This is a genomic window from Pandoraea cepalis, from assembly GCF_902459665.1.
GTDB lineage: Bacteria > Pseudomonadota > Gammaproteobacteria > Burkholderiales > Burkholderiaceae > Pandoraea > Pandoraea cepalis.
This window is the reverse complement of record NZ_CABPSL010000016.1, coordinates 20,949-37,085: the sequence shown is the minus strand read 5'-3', so window position 1 is coordinate 37,085 and position 16,137 is coordinate 20,949. Positions and strand designations below refer to the sequence as shown.

General features: G+C 64.8%; 14 protein-coding genes and 1 pseudogene. 8 read left to right on the top strand and 7 right to left on the bottom strand.

Going from position 1 to position 16,137, the window contains the following annotated elements; translation table 11 throughout:
* Positions 1 to 3 precede the first annotated feature (3 nt).
* The 6 genes and pseudogenes from PCE31106_RS18010 to PCE31106_RS17985 all read left to right on the top strand — a co-directional run bounded on the left by PCE31106_RS18010 (position 4) and on the right by PCE31106_RS17985 (position 4,525).
* On the top strand, positions 4 to 612 hold the full coding sequence (locus PCE31106_RS18010; RefSeq protein ID WP_150564235.1) for a HutD/Ves family protein: 609 nt from the start codon (positions 4 to 6) through the stop codon (positions 610 to 612).
* A 243-nt stretch (positions 613 to 855) separates the two neighbouring features.
* Positions 856 to 1,797: an AraC family transcriptional regulator gene (locus PCE31106_RS18005; RefSeq protein WP_150564234.1), complete on the top strand. Its 942-nt coding sequence runs from the start codon at positions 856 to 858 to the stop codon at positions 1,795 to 1,797.
* Between the two features lie 171 nt (positions 1,798 to 1,968).
* The gene (locus tag PCE31106_RS18000; protein WP_150564233.1) at positions 1,969 to 2,181 is read left to right on the top strand and encodes a 2Fe-2S iron-sulfur cluster-binding protein; all 213 of its coding nucleotides are present in this window, start codon (positions 1,969 to 1,971) and stop codon (positions 2,179 to 2,181) included.
* Positions 2,160 to 2,927 (top strand): annotated as a pseudogene (locus PCE31106_RS17995) (molybdopterin cofactor-binding domain-containing protein); the annotation flags it as partial. The gene PCE31106_RS18000 and the pseudogene PCE31106_RS17995, both read left to right, overlap by 22 nt.
* Positions 2,928 to 3,112: 185 nt before the next feature.
* On the top strand, positions 3,113 to 3,427 hold the full coding sequence (locus PCE31106_RS17990) for a hypothetical protein (protein ID WP_150564231.1): 315 nt from the start codon (positions 3,113 to 3,115) through the stop codon (positions 3,425 to 3,427).
* A 42-nt stretch (positions 3,428 to 3,469) separates the two neighbouring features.
* A complete protein-coding gene (locus tag PCE31106_RS17985) occupies positions 3,470 to 4,525 on the top strand; it encodes a porin (protein ID WP_174975274.1) in 1,056 nt (351 codons plus the stop codon).
* 88 nt (positions 4,526 to 4,613) lie between these two features.
* On the opposite strand, the gene purH is transcribed toward PCE31106_RS17985, so the two are convergent.
* The 7 genes from purH to PCE31106_RS17950 form a co-directional block, all read right to left on the bottom strand.
* Positions 4,614 to 6,179: a bifunctional phosphoribosylaminoimidazolecarboxamide formyltransferase/IMP cyclohydrolase gene (gene purH / locus PCE31106_RS17980; RefSeq protein WP_150564229.1), complete on the bottom strand. Its 1,566-nt coding sequence runs from the start codon at positions 6,177 to 6,179 to the stop codon at positions 4,614 to 4,616.
* Between the two features lie 143 nt (positions 6,180 to 6,322).
* Positions 6,323 to 6,556 carry a Fis family transcriptional regulator gene (locus PCE31106_RS17975; RefSeq protein WP_010803993.1) on the bottom strand — a complete coding sequence of 78 codons (234 nt, stop codon included), beginning with the start codon at positions 6,554 to 6,556 and terminating at the stop codon, positions 6,323 to 6,325.
* Entirely contained in the window at positions 6,553 to 7,581 is a 1,029-nt protein-coding gene (gene dusB, locus PCE31106_RS17970; protein WP_026132199.1) for a tRNA dihydrouridine synthase DusB, read from the bottom strand. The genes PCE31106_RS17975 and dusB overlap by 4 nt, the downstream gene beginning before the upstream one ends.
* A gap of 108 nt (positions 7,582 to 7,689) precedes the next feature.
* Positions 7,690 to 9,024 (bottom strand): UbiH/UbiF/VisC/COQ6 family ubiquinone biosynthesis hydroxylase, encoded by a 1,335-nt coding sequence (locus PCE31106_RS17965; protein WP_150564228.1) that lies wholly within the window; start codon positions 9,022 to 9,024, stop codon positions 7,690 to 7,692.
* Entirely contained in the window at positions 9,024 to 10,367 is a 1,344-nt protein-coding gene (locus PCE31106_RS17960; protein ID WP_437343830.1) for an aminopeptidase P N-terminal domain-containing protein, read from the bottom strand. The genes PCE31106_RS17965 and PCE31106_RS17960 overlap by 1 nt, the downstream gene beginning before the upstream one ends.
* A gap of 30 nt (positions 10,368 to 10,397) precedes the next feature.
* A complete protein-coding gene (gene murU / locus PCE31106_RS17955) occupies positions 10,398 to 11,138 on the bottom strand; it encodes an N-acetylmuramate alpha-1-phosphate uridylyltransferase MurU (RefSeq protein WP_150564288.1) in 741 nt (246 codons plus the stop codon).
* Positions 11,139 to 11,157: 19 nt separating this feature from the next.
* Entirely contained in the window at positions 11,158 to 12,243 is a 1,086-nt protein-coding gene (locus tag PCE31106_RS17950; protein ID WP_174975273.1) for an aminoglycoside phosphotransferase family protein, read from the bottom strand.
* Between the two features lie 214 nt (positions 12,244 to 12,457).
* On the opposite strand from PCE31106_RS17950, the gene PCE31106_RS17945 reads away from it, so the two are divergent.
* Both PCE31106_RS17945 and PCE31106_RS17940 read left to right on the top strand, forming a co-directional pair.
* Positions 12,458 to 14,767, top strand: coding sequence for an LPS-assembly protein LptD (locus tag PCE31106_RS17945; protein WP_174975270.1), 2,310 nt, complete (start codon positions 12,458 to 12,460; stop codon positions 14,765 to 14,767).
* Positions 14,760 to 16,127 carry a peptidylprolyl isomerase gene (locus tag PCE31106_RS17940; protein ID WP_017235201.1) on the top strand — a complete coding sequence of 456 codons (1,368 nt, stop codon included), beginning with the start codon at positions 14,760 to 14,762 and terminating at the stop codon, positions 16,125 to 16,127. The genes PCE31106_RS17945 and PCE31106_RS17940 overlap by 8 nt, the downstream gene beginning before the upstream one ends.
* Positions 16,128 to 16,137: the final 10 nt, after the last annotated feature.

Sequence of the window (16,137 nt, the reverse complement as noted above, 5' to 3'; positions counted from 1 at the left end):
AGCATGAAACTGCAAACGCTCGGCCCGGCCGATTTTCAGAAGATGCCGTGGAAGAACGGCCTGGGGGTCACGACCGAGCTGGCGGTGGCGCGACGTCCCGGTGAAGACGGCTTCGATTGGCGCATCAGCACGGCCACGGTCGCGAGCCCGGGGCCGTTCTCCGTGTTCCCGGGCATCGATCGCTCGCTGGCCATCGTGCGGGGCGGCACCCTCACGCTCAATGTCGAAGGCCGCCCGGACGTGACACTCTCGACGCGCACGCCTCCATACGTCTTCGGCGGCGAGTTGACGGTGAGCAGCACACCGATGCTGGAGACTTCCGGCGTGCCCATCGACGACTTCAACGTCATGACGCGCCGTGCCACATGGAAGCACACGCTGGCGCAGCATCGGCTCGAGGGAGGCGCCGTGACGTGGTCGCTGCCAACGGACGCCGACGCCGTCGCCTTCCTTTACTGTGCGCAAGGGCAGGTGCGAGCGAACTTCGCGGACGGCCAAGCCGTGATTGTTCCCGAGGGAAATGCGCTTCGCGTCGACGGTGGTGATGTCTGTGAACTGCGGGCCGAGGCAAGCCCTGCCCACCTCTTCCTGACGACGCTCTCGCGACGTTGAACCCCCTGGCCTGTGCCGCGCAGACGCTTACAGACCGGTCTCACCCCATCCCATCCCATCCCATCCCGTCCGCTCGCGTGACGACGCGCCGCAACGCGCGCCCTCCGTCGTCTTCGTATTTTCCCTAGGCCGATCCCGATACTTTTCCGGCGAGCGAAACGGCATACTTCCGTTTATCCGTATATAAATCAAAGTTCCACCCATGTGGCGAATTGATCTTCACGTCGTGCAAGGCGGGGTGGCATGGATCCGCTGAGCGACGTTCTCAACGATCTGCGGGCGGATGCGGTCGTGACCGGTCGATTCACGTTCGGCGCCCCCTGGTCGCTGCGCAAGCCCGCGATGGTCGGTGCGCCGTTTCGCACGGCGACGGGAGAGCCGTTCTATCTCGTTGTGGCCGGCATGCCGCCGGTGCGCGTGGAGCCGGGCGACTGCGTGCTGTTGCCGCATGGACACGAGCACGTGATGTGCTCGTCGCTGGACGAGCCGCCGGTGGTCTTTGAGCAATTGATGACGGCGCAGGGTATCGCGCGCCGGCTCGGCACACCTCTCGCGTTCCGCGCGGGCGGCGCGGGGCCGGTGAGCGACCTCTACGCGGGCGTGGTGATGTTCCGCGAGCGCGTGCGCAATCCCTTGCTCGCGTCGCTGCCGCCGCTCATCCATATCCGCGCCGGCGATCCAGCCGTTCCCGCGCGGCTGATCACGACCCTGGCGGGCTTCATCGAAGAGTCGATGCGGTGCGATGCGGGATGGCGCGTGGCCGTCGCGCGTCTGGCTGACGTGCTGTTCATCCAGATCCTGCGTGCCTATCTCGGTGCCAGCGGCGGCGCGACGACGCATTGGCTACGCGGCATGACCGATCCGCAATTGGGCCGCGCCATCGCCTCGATGCACGACGCGCCGCAAAGGCCTTGGACGGTCGAGCAACTGGCCGACATCGCGGGCATGTCGCGCTCGAAGTTCTGCCTGCGCTTTCGCGAACTCGTGGGTGAATCGCCGATGTCGTATCTCACGACGCATCGCATGTACCTGGCTGCGGAGCGTCTGGCGGGCGCGGGCGTGCGCATCGCCGATGTGGCCGATGCCGTCGGCTACGCGTCGGAGAAGGCGTTCACCCGCGCCTTTCGTCGCTGCTACGGCTTGCCGCCGCGCGAATATCTCAGGCACTGCGGCCCGGCCAACTGATGCGACTATCGCGCCCAGCGCGCGAGGGTTTTCCCGTCTCTGGACGAACGGCATCCTTTTCGGGCCGAGCGGTCGTTGCTCGCCAATTTTCTCGTTGTGAGAATTCACTCACCTTCTGCCGGCGCGTCGTAAGGCACGCCGGGGCAGACGGCAGTCACAACGGGAGAGTCAATGGAACTCCAACTCAACGGGCGGCCGTTCGTCTTCGACGGCGATGACGGCACGCCGTTGCTGAGGGTCATCCGCGATGCCGCGGGGCTGACCGGCACCAAATACGGCTGCGGTATCGGCGCATGTGGCGGCTGCACGGTACACCTCGATGGTGTAGCCACGCGCACCTGTGTGCGGCAGGTCTCTCAGGTGCTGCCGGCGGCAAGCGTGTGATGGCCGAATATCACACCCCGTACATCGTCCACGCGACGATGGAGCCAGTGAACGCCACCGTGCACGTGCGCAAGGCGCAGGGTGAGATCGAGGTCTGGGGGCCGATCCAGGGGCAGGACAAAGTTCGCTGGGCGCTAGGTGGCATCTTCAAGCTACCACCGGCGAAGGTCATCGTGCACACGACCTTCCTCGGCGGCAGTTTCGGACGCAAATACGTGCCCGATTTCGTGATCCATGCGGCGGTGGCATCGGCGGCGGTCGGGCGTCCCGTCAAGGTGATCCGCTCTCGCGAAGACGACATACGACACGGCCTCCATCGTCCCTGCGCCTCCGGTCGTTTCGAGGCGGTGCTCGGTCACGACGGGCTGCCCACGGCCCTGCATGCGCGCGTGGCCGGGCAGTCGCTCTACAACGTCATCAAGAAGGACCATTACGAGAAGGCCGGCTATGACGAGACCATGCTCGACGGGCTCTACGACCTCGCGTACGCGGTGCCGAACCTGCGCGTCGAAGGCATGGACGTGCCGCAGCCCAACATTTCCGTGAGCTTCGTGCGCTCGGTCGGTTCGACGTCGAGCGTGTTCTTTCTCGGGAGCTTTATCGACGAGATGGCCGACGCAGCCGCTGTCGATCCTGTCGAGTATCGCAAACGCCTGCTCAAACACGATGCGCTGGCAACGCGGGCGATCGAGACGACGGCGGCGTCTGCCGGTTGGCACACGTTGGCGAAGCCCGGCGTGGAGCAAAGCAACTTCGGCGACTATCCACTGCTGTATCTCATCGAGATGCCGTCGCTCGCTGGCAGGCGCAAGGCGACGACGTGCTGCTCGGGAAGGTCGCCGGTGGTTTCCGGCAGGGCTTGCGACCTCACTTGCAGACGTACGGCCTTAACGCCGATGAGGCGCACCGCTTCGGCTTTCCGTGCAGCGGAATGCTCGAACTGGTCGTCGAGCGTGTGACCCCGCGCAGCGGGCTCGACGCCATCGGCCACGGTCGACTCGGGGTGCGTGAGCTGGATCTGCGCACGGGGGTGGCGCGTGTGCGCAACGTTACGCAGCCGGCAGCGTTCGACTATTCGACGACGCGCCTGACGGTGCCGTTCGGCCTGCCGCTCGGGGCGCGCCCGCCGCCGGAAATCGCGCTGGCGATTCTGGCGGAGATCACCGGGCTGCGCAACGGCGTCTCAAATGCCGTCTCGGTCGGTCACTTGCAGGGAAGTCGGGAATGTCGAACGCGTATTGCATGAGGCGTTTGTAATTCGTAGTCCAATATAAAAATGGGGAATGTCATGAAACACAAGGTTTGGCTGGCAATGGCGTTGACGCTTGCGGCGGGCTGTGCCAAAGCGGATGGGCTGCAGATCTACGGCATTCTGGACAACAGTCTGGAGTACCTCAGTAACGCAGCCGCTGGCGCGAACGGCAGCAAGGCGTCACTCTTTCGCGTGAGCAATGGGTCTCAGGCGGCGAATCGCTTCGGCTTCAAGGGGGCGGAAGAGCTGGGCGGCGGGCTCAAGGCGATCATGCAGCTCGAAGCAGGGTTCAATCTCGACTCGGGACAGCTCCAGCAGGGCGGACGCATGTTTGGCCGCCAGGCGTATGTGGGTTTGCAGAATCAATGGGGGGCACTGACTTTCGGCCGACAGAAGAACCTGATTTACGATGCGTTCCTCGAACTCGATCCGCTTTCGTACTACAGCTATTCGCTGCCCGCACTCGATGCTCAGTTCGTTGGCAAGGCCGACAACTCGATCAAGTACGCCGGCAACTTCAATGGCATCAAGGTCGCGGGCCTGTTCTCGACGGGTTACGATGCCAGCATTGTCAATGGTGCGCAGGTGCCGGGGCAGTGGCGCGTGGGCAAGGAGTACAGCGTGTCGGTCGGGTACGGAAACGGTCCGCTCAATGTCTCGCTGGTGTACGACCAGCAACGTGGCACGTCGGTCACGACGCAGGGCAATACCACGCAGCGGGTGGCGGCTGGGGCGAGCTATGCCGTCGGTAACTTCAAGCCGTTCGTGGGATATCAGTGGTATCTGAGCGACGTGCCCGGCGTCGCGGGCCGCAATGAACTGATCTTCGCCGGGTTGCAGTACCGGCCCGTGACCGAAGTGATTCTCTCGGGGGCGATCTACTACAACAACATCACGTCGGCCAATCAACATCCGTTTTTGCTGGCGGCCAATGCGGCGTATCTGCTTTCCAAGCGCACACAACTGTTCGCGGAAGTCGGTTTCTCGCGCAATCAGAACGGCTCCAATCTGGGGGTGACCGGCTACGGCGCAAGCATCCTGCCGGGTAGCAATCAAGTCGGCGTGGCCGTGGGTGTCGCGCACTACTTCTGAGGCAGAGAAAAAAAGGACACCCGGGGGATCCTGGGTGTCCTCTCATATCGCCTGTCGATGACCCGGCGAGGGCCATCGCGGCGAGGGCTTAGTGACGGAAGTGACGCGTGCCCGTCATCAGCATGGCGACGTTGCGCTCGTCGGCCGCGGCGATGACTTCGTCGTCGCGCATCGAGCCGCCCGGGTGAATCACGCAGGTCGCGCCTGCGTCGACGACCACGTCGAGGCCGTCACGGAACGGAAAGAAGGCGTCCGAGGCCACGGCGGAGCCGCTCAGCGACAGGCCGGCGTTCTGGGCCTTGATGCTGGCGATGCGCGCCGAGTCGACACGGCTCATCTGACCGGCGCCCACGCCCAGCGTCATACCGCCGGCGCAGAACACGATGGCGTTCGACTTCACGTACTTGGCCACGCGCCAGGCGAAGAGCAGGTCTTCCATTTCCTTCGGCGTCGGATGACGCTTCGTCACCACGCGCAGTTCATGCGGGGCCACGTTCTTCGCATCCGGCGACTGCACCAGCAGGCCACCGCCCACACGCTTGAAATCGTACTGATTCACGCCGTTGCCGAGCGGCACTTCGAGAAGACGCACATTCTGCTTGGCCGCAAAGACTTGCTTGGCGGCGTCGGTGAACGACGGCGCGAGCAGCACTTCCACGAACTGCTTGGCGACCGCCTGTGCGGCGGCTTCGTCGACTTCACGGTTGAACGCGATGATGCCGCCGAAGGCCGACGTCGGATCGGTCTGGAACGCCTTGGCATAGGCGTCGACCGGCGATGCGGCCACGGCCACGCCGCAAGGATTGGCGTGCTTGATGATGACGCAGGCAGGCGCGTCGAACGTCTTCACGCATTCCCACGCGGCATCGGCGTCGGCGATGTTGTTGTACGACAGTTCCTTGCCCTGGAGCTGGCGATAGTTCGCCAGCGAGCCTTCCGGCGTGACGATGTCGCGATAGAACGCGGCGCTCTGATGCGGGTTCTCGCCGTAGCGCATGTCCTGCACCTTCGTGTACGCGAGATTCAGCGTGGCCGGGTAGGCGGAGCGCTCGGTGTGACGCAGCGACTCGCCCAGGCTCGTGAGGTAGTTCGTGATCGCGCCGTCGTACTGGGCCGTGTGAGCGAACACCTTCGTGGCCAGACGGAAGTTCGTGGCGTAGCCGACCGTGTTGCCGTTCGCCTTCATTTCGTCGAGCACCACGGCGTAGTCGGCCGGGTCGACGATCACGGTGACGTCGCGATGGTTCTTCGCGGCCGAGCGCAGCATCGTCGGGCCGCCGATGTCGATGTTCTCGATGGCGTCGTCGAGCGAGCAGTCATCGCGCGCGATGGTCTGCACGAACGGGTACAGGTTCACCACGAGCAGGTCGATCGTCGGAATGTCGTGCTTCGCGAGCGCGGCCATGTGCTCGGGCAGGTCGCGGCGGGCCAGAATGCCGCCGTGAACCTTCGGATGCAGTGTCTTCACGCGCCCGTCGAGCATTTCCGGGAAGCCGGTGTAGTCGGCCACTTCGGTCACCTTGAGGCCGGCGTCAGCCAGCAACTTGGCGGTGCCGCCAGTGGAGAGGAGCGACACGCCCTGCGCAGCGAGCGACTTGGCGAAGTCGACGATGCCGGTCTTGTCGGAGACGGAAATGAGAGCTTGCTTGATCATGACGGACAGTAGTGAAGCGGCAAAAACGGGCGACGTGGGCAAATGGGGTGGGCACCATGCGGCGTCGTCGACGCAGGCGCGCCCCGCGATGGGGCTGACGGGCGGCGCGTGGGTCTAGACGGCCTCCCGTTCGCGCGCAACGGCTAGAGCAGGCCGTGCTGCTGCAACTTCTTGCGCAGCGTGTTGCGGTTGATCCCCAGGTATTCTGCAGCGAGCGACTGGTTGCCGTCGGCCTTGCCGAGCACGAACTCGAGCAGCGGCTTCTCGACGACCGAGACGACCATATCGTAGACATCGTGTGGTCGTGCGCCATCCAGATCGCGGAAATACGAATCCAGACTGTCGCGCACGCATTGTTCTATGTTTGTTTTGCTCATGCGGCTAATAGCTCCCTCGGCGATTCTTGTTCATAGCAGAGACGGTCCGAGTGCGCCTTCTGCTGTTCGAAAAACTCGTTGACCGCAGCCAACTGGTCCTGCGTGGTGTCGAGCGTATTCATACGCTGGCGGAACGTGGCTGCCCCCGGCAGGCCACGCGAATACCACGCGATATGCTTGCGCGCGGTCCGCACACCGGTGTATTCCCCGTAAAACTCGTAATGATCCTCGAGGTGTTCGTTCATGATTTGCTGGATCTCGTCGACGCGCGGCGGCAAGGCGATCTCGCCCGTCGTGAGAAACAGCTCGATGTCGCGGAACAACCACGGACGCCCTTGGGCGGCGCGGCCGATCATGATGGCGTCCGCGCCCGTGACGTCCAGCACATGTCTGGCCTTTTGCGCCGAGTCGATATCGCCGTTGGCGACCACCGGAATGCGGGCCGCGGCCTTGACGGCGGCGATGGTCTCGTACTCTGCGTCGCCGTGGTAGAGGTCGGCGCGCGTGCGACCGTGCACCGTGAGCATGCTGATGCCGCAGTCTTCGGCGATACGGGCGACCGTGAGGGCGTTCTTGTGTTCGCGATCCCAGCCCGTGCGAATCTTCAGCGTGACCGGCACCACATCGCCCACGGCGCCGACGACGGCGGACACGATGCGGGCGACGAGCGGTTCGTTTTGCAGTAGGGCCGATCCGGCGGCGACGTTGCACACCTTCTTGGCCGGGCAGCCCATGTTGATGTCGATGATCTGGGCGCCGCGCTCCACGTTGTAGCGGGCGGCCTCGGCCATCATGGCCGGGTCGGCACCTGCGATCTGCACCGAGATCGGCGCGACTTCACCCGCGTGATTGGCGCGGCGCATCGTCTTCTCGCTCTTCCACAGTTGGGCGTTCGAGGCCACCATCTCCGAGACGGCATAGCCCGCACCGAGTCGCTTGCACAACTGGCGGAACGGCCGATCCGTCACACCCGCCATGGGGGCGACGAACAGGTTATTGCGGAGTTCGTGGGGGCCGATATGCACGATGAAGGGAAAAGGCAGGAAAAAGTTGGCATTTTACTGCGAAAACCCATTCTCGTCGCCTAAAAAATGAGCAGGCGGTCCGATCGTCGCGCCGGGCAAGCCAGACACTCAGCCGCGCTGGCCGAACATCATCTGGCGGGCGAAGGCCGTTTTGAGCGGCGGGACAAGGTCGAGGCTCGCGAGGGCCACACTGCGCAGCAGGGCGACCGGGGCCGCGTCGATGCCGAAGACGCGAGGCAACAGGTCGGTGATGCGGATCGTGAGACCCCGGTCGGCGCGGCGCCGGCGGGCGAAGGCGGTCAGCGCCGCGGGGCTCGGCACGCCGGGGTGCGGCGTGCCGCCGCGAATGTCGCGAACGAGGGCGTCGGCCAGGTCGAAGGCGTCGCGCAGGCCGAGGTTCAGCCCTTGTCCCGCCACCGGGTGGAGCGTTTGCGCGGCGTTGCCGATGGCGGCGATCCGGCCGTCGACGACGTGGCCGAGCGCGTTGAGGCCCAGCGGGAAACCTGCACGGCCGACAATCGAGGTGAACCGGCCCATGCGGTCGCCGAAGGCGGCGTGCAACTCGCTCAGGAACTGGGCATCGCCCAGTTCGCGCCGACGCTTCGCCTCGGCGTGCGGGCAGCACCACACCAACGCGTAGCCGTTTTCCTGCGGCAGCAGGGCCAGCGGGCCGTCCGTCGTGAAGCGCTCCCATGCCCATCCGATGCGTGGACGCTCGCAGGTGACGAACCCGACGAGGGCCGTCTGACCGTAGTCGCGCGCATGAGGGCGCGCCATCTGACGCTCGAACAGCCCCCCTTCCGCATTGACGGCGAGCGCGGCGTGCAGCGTTTGCGCGCGATCGTCGACGGACGTGCCGAGGGTCATGGTGACCTGATGCGCGTCCTGGCTCAGGGCGATGGCCCGGTACGGGCGGAAGTGATGCAGACCCGGTCGATCCGGTGCGGGCAACGCGTCGGCCCCCTCCGGCGAGGCGGACGCTGGCGGCGGCGCGTGTTCGACGCGCCCGGGAACGCGCGACATGGCGGAGTCCAGTGCGCGCATCAGCGCGCCGTATCGCACCACGTAACCGAGTGCGGGGACGCCGTGATCGAGATAATCAATTTCCGTGCTGCCGAAGCGGCGCGCTTGCGAGACGTGAATATGTTGAATCGGTGTGCTGTCGAGCCCGGCCGCGTTGTGCGGCCAGGCGCCGGCGCGCGCGAGAATTTCGCGGCTGCCATGCGAAAGCGCGAGCGTGCGCGGGTCGTCGTACCCGGCCTGCGCGCCGCGCGCGTCGACCAGCGCGATCCGTAGCTGCGGCGCGCGCTGCGCGAGCAGAAGCGCGAGTGCCGTGCCGACCGGGCCGGCGCCGACGATCGCCAGATCAAACCGTCGCGCGTGCGCGTCGTCCGCCGCGTAGGCGGCGTGTGTGGAACCAGCGGGAACCTGAGCGTCAGTCATCAGCCACGCATCAGCGCTTCGATCTCGTCGGCATCGACCGGCACGTCGCGCGTGAGCAGTGTGCAGCCGTCGGCGGTCACGACCGCATCGTCCTCGATGCGAATGCCGATGTTCCAGTAGCGCTCGTCGATGTCCGGCGCGGGGCGCACGTAGATGCCCGGCTCGATGGTCGTCACCATGTTCGGGACCAGCGTGCGCCACGGACGTTCGCCGTTCGGACCCTCCTCGCGGTACTCGCCGCAATCGTGGACGTCCATGCCGATCCAGTGCCCCGTGCGGTGCATGTAGAAGCGGCTGAACGACTTGTTGGCGATTACGTCGTCGAGGCCGCCCACCGCATCGTGTTTGAGCAGACCCGTGTCGAGCATGCCTTGGGCGAGCACGCGCACGGCGGCATCGTGGGGCGCGTCGAAGCGCACGCCCGCGCGCGTTGCGTCGATAGCCGCCTGTTGCGAGGCGAGCACGATGTCATACAGCTCGCGCTGTGCCGCAGTGAACTTGCCGTTGACCGGGAACGTGCGCGTGATGTCCGACGCGTAGCCATCGAGTTCGCAAGCGGCATCGATCAGGCACAGATCGCCGTCGCGCAGCTTGGCGTCGCCGGCGCGATAGTGCAGCACCGTCGCATTGGCGCCGGTGGCGACGATCGAACCGTAAGCGGGGAATTGCGAGCCGTTGCGGCGGAATTCGTATAGCAGCTCGGCTTCGAGATGATATTCACGCAGCCCCGGGCGCGATGCCTTCATCGCACGCACATGGGCTTCTGCCGAAATCTTGCCCGCACGCGCCATGATGTCGATTTCAACCGGGTCCTTGACCAGACGCATCTCGTCGAGGATCGCGCGGATATCGCGCGCGGCAGACGGTGCCGACACCCCCGTTCGGCCCTGCGCACGCACCGCGCTCAGCCAGTGACGGACCTGACGATCCTGCTGCGCCGAAGCGCCGAGCGCATAGAACAGCGCCGGCGCGTCGGCCAGCAGTTGCGGCACGCGCGTATCGATCTCGTCGATGGGGTAGGCGGCGTCGAAGCCGAAGGTCTCGCGCGCGGCTTCCGGGCCGTAGCGATAGCCGTCCCAGATCTCGCGTTCTTCGTTCTTCGCGCGGCAGAACAGGATGGAATGACCCGTGCGGCTGTCGAGCACCACGACCGCATCGGGCTCCGTGAAGCCGGACAGGTAATAGAAATAGCTGTCGTGACGATAGGGATAGTCGCTGTCGCGGTTGCGCGGCACTTCGGGCGCGGTCGGCAGAACGGCGACACCGCCACCGGCCTTGCGCATCTGTTCGATGACGCGCTCGCGGCGGGCGCGGTAGGGGGAATCAGTCATCGCGGGCTCCATTTCGGTCGGTTCGGTCGATTGAAAACGTCGTCAGGCGATTCTACTGCCGGGGGCGCCGTCGTGCCGGGCCCGCACGTCGGCGTTCAACGCAGCGAGTTGTGCCGGGGTGCCAACGTTTTCCCACACGCCATCGAAGCGCTCGCCACTAACACGCCCGGCGGCGATCGAGCGCTGGTACAGCGGCGTGAGCGCCATGCGCGTGCCCGAGGCGATGTCGGCAAAGAGCCGGAGGTCGTACAGCGCGATGCTGCCGAACGTCAGCGCCTGCGCCGTGGGCGGGGCGGCCTCGGGGAGATGCAGTTGGCCAGCGGGGTCGAGGGCGAAGTCGCCTTTCGGATGAAACGGCGGGTTCGGCACCATCACCAGGTGCATGCCGGGCGCAGGCTGCGCGGCCATGCTTGCCGCATGAGGGCGCAACGCCGCGTAGTCGAACGAGGTGAAAATATCGCCCGCGATCGCCAGGAACACGTCGCCGGCGCCTTCGAGCAACGGGCGCGCGCAGGCGATTCCGCCGGCGGTTTCCAGGGCTTCGCGCTCGGCCGAGTAGGCAAGCCGAACGCCAAATGCGCGGCCGTCGCCTAGCGCGGCCTCGATCTGCGCGCCCAGCCAAGCGTGATTGATCACGATATCCGTGAACCCCGCGCGCGCCAGCGCTTCGATCTGCCAGACGATGATCGGCTTGCCGCCGACACCGAGCAGTGGCTTGGGCGTGGCGTCGGTGAGCGGGCGCATGCGCTCGCCGCGCCCGGCCGCGAAGATCATCGCCTTCATTGCGGTCATGCGGTGCGCCTCAGAACGTGTAGCCGACATCCGTGCGCTGGCCGGTCAGTGCATCGAGCAACTGGGCGAGCGGGCGGAGCGGCGCGTAGCGGTCGGCGACCTTGCGCGCGTAGCCGAGGAAGCGCGGCGTGTCGGCCAGATAGCGCGGCTTGCCGTCACGATAGTTGATGCGCGCGAAAATACCGAGCACCTTCAGATGACGCTGCAGCCCCATCCATTCCGCCTGACGGTAAAACTCGCCGAAGTCGGCGTCGACCGGCAGGCCGGCCTTGCGGGCGCGTTCCCAGTAATACGCCAGCCAGTCGAGCTGACGTTCTTCGTCCCAACTGAGGAAGGCATCGCGCATCAGCGAGATCACGTCGTACGTGAGCGGTCCGTAGACGGCGTCCTGGAAGTCGAGAATGCCGGGACCCGTGGTGCCCGGCAGGCCTGGCATCAGATTGCGCGGCATGTAATCGCGGTGCACGAACACCTTGGGTTGCGCGAGCGCACTGTCGATGAGCAACTGATTGATGCGGTCGAGCGTCGCCCGTTGGTCCGCGCTCAGCGTTACCTTCAGGTGCTTGCCAACGTACCAGTCCGGGAACAGATCGAGTTCGCGCTGGAGCAGCGCCGTGTCGTACGCGGGCAGCACGTCCGGGCGGGACTGCATCTGCCAGACGATCAGCGCATCGAGCGCGGCGCGCATGAGGGGGCGGGCATTGTCCTCGTTGATGACGTCGAGATACGTCTCGCGCCCGAGGTCCGAGAGCAGCAGGAAACCCTGCGCGAGATCTTCGGCGAGCACCTTCGGAGCCTGCAGGCCCGCGTCGGCGAGTAATTGGGCGACGTGCACGAACGGACGGCAATCCTCCTGCGGCGGCGGTGCGTCCATCACGATCAGGCTCGGATGCGCAGGATCGTGACTGCCGATACGGAAGTAGCGCCGGAAACTGGCGTCCGCGGAGGCCGGCGCCCACTGCGCCATGTCCAGCGCGAACGGTTCGGCGATGCTGGCGAGCCAGTGGCCGAGGGCTTGCAGGCGAGCATCGGTGGCGTTGGAGAGCGCGTGGGAAGCGTCGGAAACACTCGCGGAGGCAGCGGGATGTGCGGTCATGATGGGGGTCGTAAACGTCTTGCCATATAATACCCGATCATGTTTTCCAGACGCCCTGTTTCTCGACCTCGATCGACCGTCCCGAATGTCCCGGCAACGCCGTGCAGACATGCGGGATTGGCTGCCTGCAAGCGGCGCCTCGATTGTCACGCTGTTTGCGTACATGCCGGATAAACAAGTCCATACGAATGATGTTTCTTCGCTGCGGCGCCTGATGCGCGCGCGCCGAAAGCCACTGGCACTCCTGCTCTCCCTGCCGGGCGTGTGGTGTTCGCTCGCCGGTGCGCAGGAAGCCCCCCCTCCCGATATTGCCAAGAGCGACGGATTGGTGTTGCGCACGGTGCCGGCGCTCGTCGACAACCCGTTGGGCGCCGGAGACGACGTGCCGATGTATGTGCGCGGCATGCACCTCACCGGCCGGACCAACGTGGATGCGACCGTCGATGGCGACGCCGAGGCGCGCAAGTACCGTTCGTTCGTGAAGGGCGATCGCCTCACGTACGATCAGGACTCTGACGAGGTCGTGGCGCGTGGCAATGCGCGCCTGTCGCAAGGGGGCAATCTGTTCCTCGGCCCCGAGGCGCATATGTACACCGGTGCGGGCGACGGCTATATGCTGACGCCGACCTACAAACTCGTGACGGGCGGGGGCGGAAAGTCGGAGCGCGCGGACGTCGAGGCGAGCAACGTGGTGACCCTGCAGCGCGGCACGTATTCCGCCTGCGCGTGCACGGACGACGGCAAGACGCCAGCCTGGTACATCAAGGCGTCCGAGTTCGAGTTCGATCAGGAGCAGCAGGAAGGCACGGCGTACAACGGCATCCTGTTTTTCCAGGGCGTGCCGATTCTTGCCAGCCCGTATCTGTCGTTCCCGACGTCGAACGAACGTCGCTCGGGCTTCCTGGCGCCGACCTTCACTCAGTCGAGCCGCACCGGCTTCGAGCTGGCGACGCCGTATTACTTCAATATCGCGCCGAACCGTGACCTGACGCTCACCCCCCGCTTCATGACCAAGCGCGGTGTGATGCTCAACGGCGATTTCCGCTACCTCGAGCCGACGTACGCAGGGTTGTTCCATTTCGAATACCTGCCGAAGGACCGAATTACGGGGGACGCCCGCTACACGTTCACATGGCAGCATAGCCAGTCGCTCGGCTACGGCGTGAATGGCTACGTCAACTTCACGAAGGTCTCCGACGACACCTATCCGGACGATTTCGGTGCGGGCACCAACTTCCAGACCGGTGTGCAGCGTGTCTACAATCGCGAAGCCGGGTTGACGTGGGGGTACGGCAATTGGTCGTTCCTTGCCCGAGTGCTGAAGTATCAGACGCTCGCGCCGACCGCGCCGCAGTACGAGTCGGTGCCGGAACTGTCGGCGACCTACAACAAGCTGGACTTCCACGGCTTCGATTTCACGATGCCGATCAAGTACAACCGGTTCCAGATTGCGTCGTCGACGGGGCAGCCAAATGGCGAGCGCCTTTATGCGCAGCCGACGTTGAGCTACCCGATCCTGACCCCTGGCTACTTTATCGTGCCGAAGGTTATCTTCAACGCGGCCGCGTACAACATCGATTATGCGAACGGCTCGACGATGCAGTCGTCGATCACGCGCACGGTGCCGACGCTCAGCCTCGATACCGGACTGACGTTCGAGCGCCCGCTGAACCTGTTCGGCTCGGCGATGCGGCAGACGCTGGAACCGCGCCTGTTCTATGTCTACACGCCGTATCGAAATCAGAGTTCCATTCCGATTTTCGACAGCGCGGTTTCCGACTTCAACCTGGCGGAAATCTTCAGCGAGAACTCGTTCATCGGCGTCGACCGGATTCAGGATGCCAATCGCGTGACGGCGGCACTGACCTCGCGCCTGATCGATGCGGAGTCGGGGGTGGAACGAGGCCGTGTCTGGTACGCGCAGCGCTACAACTTCACACGCTCGCTCGTGACGATGCCGGGCGGCACGCCGGAAGACGCCGGCATATCCGATTTTCTGGTCGGTGGTTCGGCATTGCTTTACCGAAACATCACGTTCAGCACCGCCGTGCAATACAGCCCGAGCACGTCGCAGTTCAACCGCTCGGATGTCGGCGTGACATGGCGCCCGGGGGAGCGACGGGTGTTCAACGTGTATTACCGCTACCTCCGAAACCCTGTGCCGGTCGTGGGACAGACCGCATTGACCGTCACGCCGATCAATCAGGTCGAACTTTCCGGTCAGTGGCCGATCACACCGCGGTTGGGCGTTGTGGGGCGCCTGAACTACAGCATTACCGACAAGACCTTCATCGATGCCCTGGCGGGTTTCGAGTATGATGCCGACTGCTGGGCCTTCCGGGTGGGGCTCCAGCGCTATGCGACCAATGCCACCACGACAACTTCGCGTATCTTCGCGCAGTTGGAGTTAAAAGGCTTGACGAAGTCCGGCAACAGCGCCACAGAAGCCTTCAAGGTCGGGGTGCCGGGTTATCAGGCGCCGCCGACGAACCAGATTCCTTCTCGATTCAGCAACTATGAATGACATGTTTGTGAAGCGTGCCTCGCTGCTGGCGAGCCTGTGTCTCGCCGCCGGGGTGGCGGTGGCCCAGCCGGCGCCGGTCGGTAGCCGTGTCGCGGGGACGCCTGCATCGTCCGTGCGCGCGGTCGATTCCATCGTGGCCGTGGTCAACGACAGCGTGATCACCCGGAAGGAACTCGACGCGCGTATCGAGGAGGCCAAGCATCAGCTAGTGCTCGCCAAGCGGCCGATTCCGGACGCCGATCTGCTGCAGCGCCAGGTGCTCGAGCAATTGATCGTCACGCAAGTGCAGCTTCAGCGCGCGAAGGAAGACGGCATCGTCGTGAAGGACGCCGACGTCGAGCAGGCCCTGCAACGCATCGCCGCCGACAACCATCTGAGCATCGATCAGTACAAGGCGAGACTGTCGCAGGCCGGTGTGCCATGGGACGCCTTCCGCAAGGAAGTGCGCGAACAGATCGTGATGGCACGCCTGCGCGATCGCGAAGTCGACAGTCAGGTGCAAGTCAGCGATTCGGAAGTCAACACCTTCCTCGCCGCACAGCGCGGTGCCACGGCGACGCCGTCTGAAACCGAGTACCGCCTGAGCGAAATCCTCGTGAAGGTGCCCGAGGGCGCTTCGCCCGACCAGGTCAGTGCGGCGCAGAAGAAGGCGGACGAAGCACTGGACAAGGCGAAAGCCGGCGGAGATTTCGCAGCGCTTGCCAAGCAGTATTCGGACGCCTCCGATGCCGCGAGCGGCGGCGACATGGGCTTTCGCATTCCCGAACGCATTCCCGATCTGTACCTGAGCCAGATTCAGAAGCTGCAGCCAGGGACGGTGGTTCCGCAGGTGCTTCGCAGCAACAACGGCTTCCACGTCATCAAGCTGGTCGAGACCCGCAAGCAGGGCGGTGAGCAAGGCATGACCGTGCCGCAGATCCACGCGCGTCACATCCTGATCCGGGTGGGCGATGGTGTGTCGGAAGCGCAGGCTCGTCAAAAGCTGCTCGACATCAAGGCCAAGATCGAAGCGGGGAAGGGCGATTTCGCGGACTTTGCACGACAGTTCTCGGCGGACGGTTCGGCATCGCAGGGCGGTGATCTCGGCTGGATCTCGCCGGGTGAGACCGTACCGGCATTCGAGCGCGCCATGTCCGAACTCAAGGACGGTCAGATCAGCGACCCGGTGCGCTCTGAGTATGGCTATCACCTGATTCAAGTGCTGGGTCATCGCGAGACGCAGGTCTCGGGCGATCAGGAGCGCAATGTCGCGATGCAGGAACTGCGTGGCCGCAAGGCCGAGCAGCAGTACCGCGACTGGTTGCAGCAACTGCGTGACAGTGCTTATGTCGACTATCGTCTCAATAGCGCGCAACAGTAAGCGGCGTGTG

What these genes read in the sequence shown, in the direction of transcription:
- PCE31106_RS18010 (WP_150564235.1), top strand. Translation starts at nt 4, where the DNA reads ATGAAACTGCAAACGCTCGGCCCGGCCGATTTTCAGAAGATGCCGTGG.
- PCE31106_RS18005 (WP_150564234.1), top strand. Translation starts at nt 856, where the DNA reads ATGGATCCGCTGAGCGACGTTCTCAACGATCTGCGGGCGGATGCGGTC.
- PCE31106_RS18000 (WP_150564233.1), top strand. Translation starts at nt 1,969, where the DNA reads ATGGAACTCCAACTCAACGGGCGGCCGTTCGTCTTCGACGGCGATGAC.
- PCE31106_RS17990 (WP_150564231.1), top strand. Translation starts at nt 3,113, where the DNA reads ATGCTCGAACTGGTCGTCGAGCGTGTGACCCCGCGCAGCGGGCTCGAC.
- PCE31106_RS17985 (WP_174975274.1), top strand. Translation starts at nt 3,470, where the DNA reads ATGAAACACAAGGTTTGGCTGGCAATGGCGTTGACGCTTGCGGCGGGC.
- purH (WP_150564229.1), bottom strand. Translation starts at nt 6,179, where the DNA reads ATGATCAAGCAAGCTCTCATTTCCGTCTCCGACAAGACCGGCATCGTC.
- PCE31106_RS17975 (WP_010803993.1), bottom strand. Translation starts at nt 6,556, where the DNA reads ATGAGCAAAACAAACATAGAACAATGCGTGCGCGACAGTCTGGATTCG.
- PCE31106_RS17965 (WP_150564228.1), bottom strand. Translation starts at nt 9,024, where the DNA reads ATGACTGACGCTCAGGTTCCCGCTGGTTCCACACACGCCGCCTACGCG.
- PCE31106_RS17960 (WP_437343830.1), bottom strand. Translation starts at nt 10,367, where the DNA reads ATGGAGCCCGCGATGACTGATTCCCCCTACCGCGCCCGCCGCGAGCGC.
- murU (WP_150564288.1), bottom strand. Translation starts at nt 11,138, where the DNA reads ATGAAGGCGATGATCTTCGCGGCCGGGCGCGGCGAGCGCATGCGCCCG.
- PCE31106_RS17950 (WP_174975273.1), bottom strand. Translation starts at nt 12,243, where the DNA reads ATGACCGCACATCCCGCTGCCTCCGCGAGTGTTTCCGACGCTTCCCAC.
- PCE31106_RS17945 (WP_174975270.1), top strand. Translation starts at nt 12,458, where the DNA reads ATGCGCGCGCGCCGAAAGCCACTGGCACTCCTGCTCTCCCTGCCGGGC.
- PCE31106_RS17940 (WP_017235201.1), top strand. Translation starts at nt 14,760, where the DNA reads ATGAATGACATGTTTGTGAAGCGTGCCTCGCTGCTGGCGAGCCTGTGT.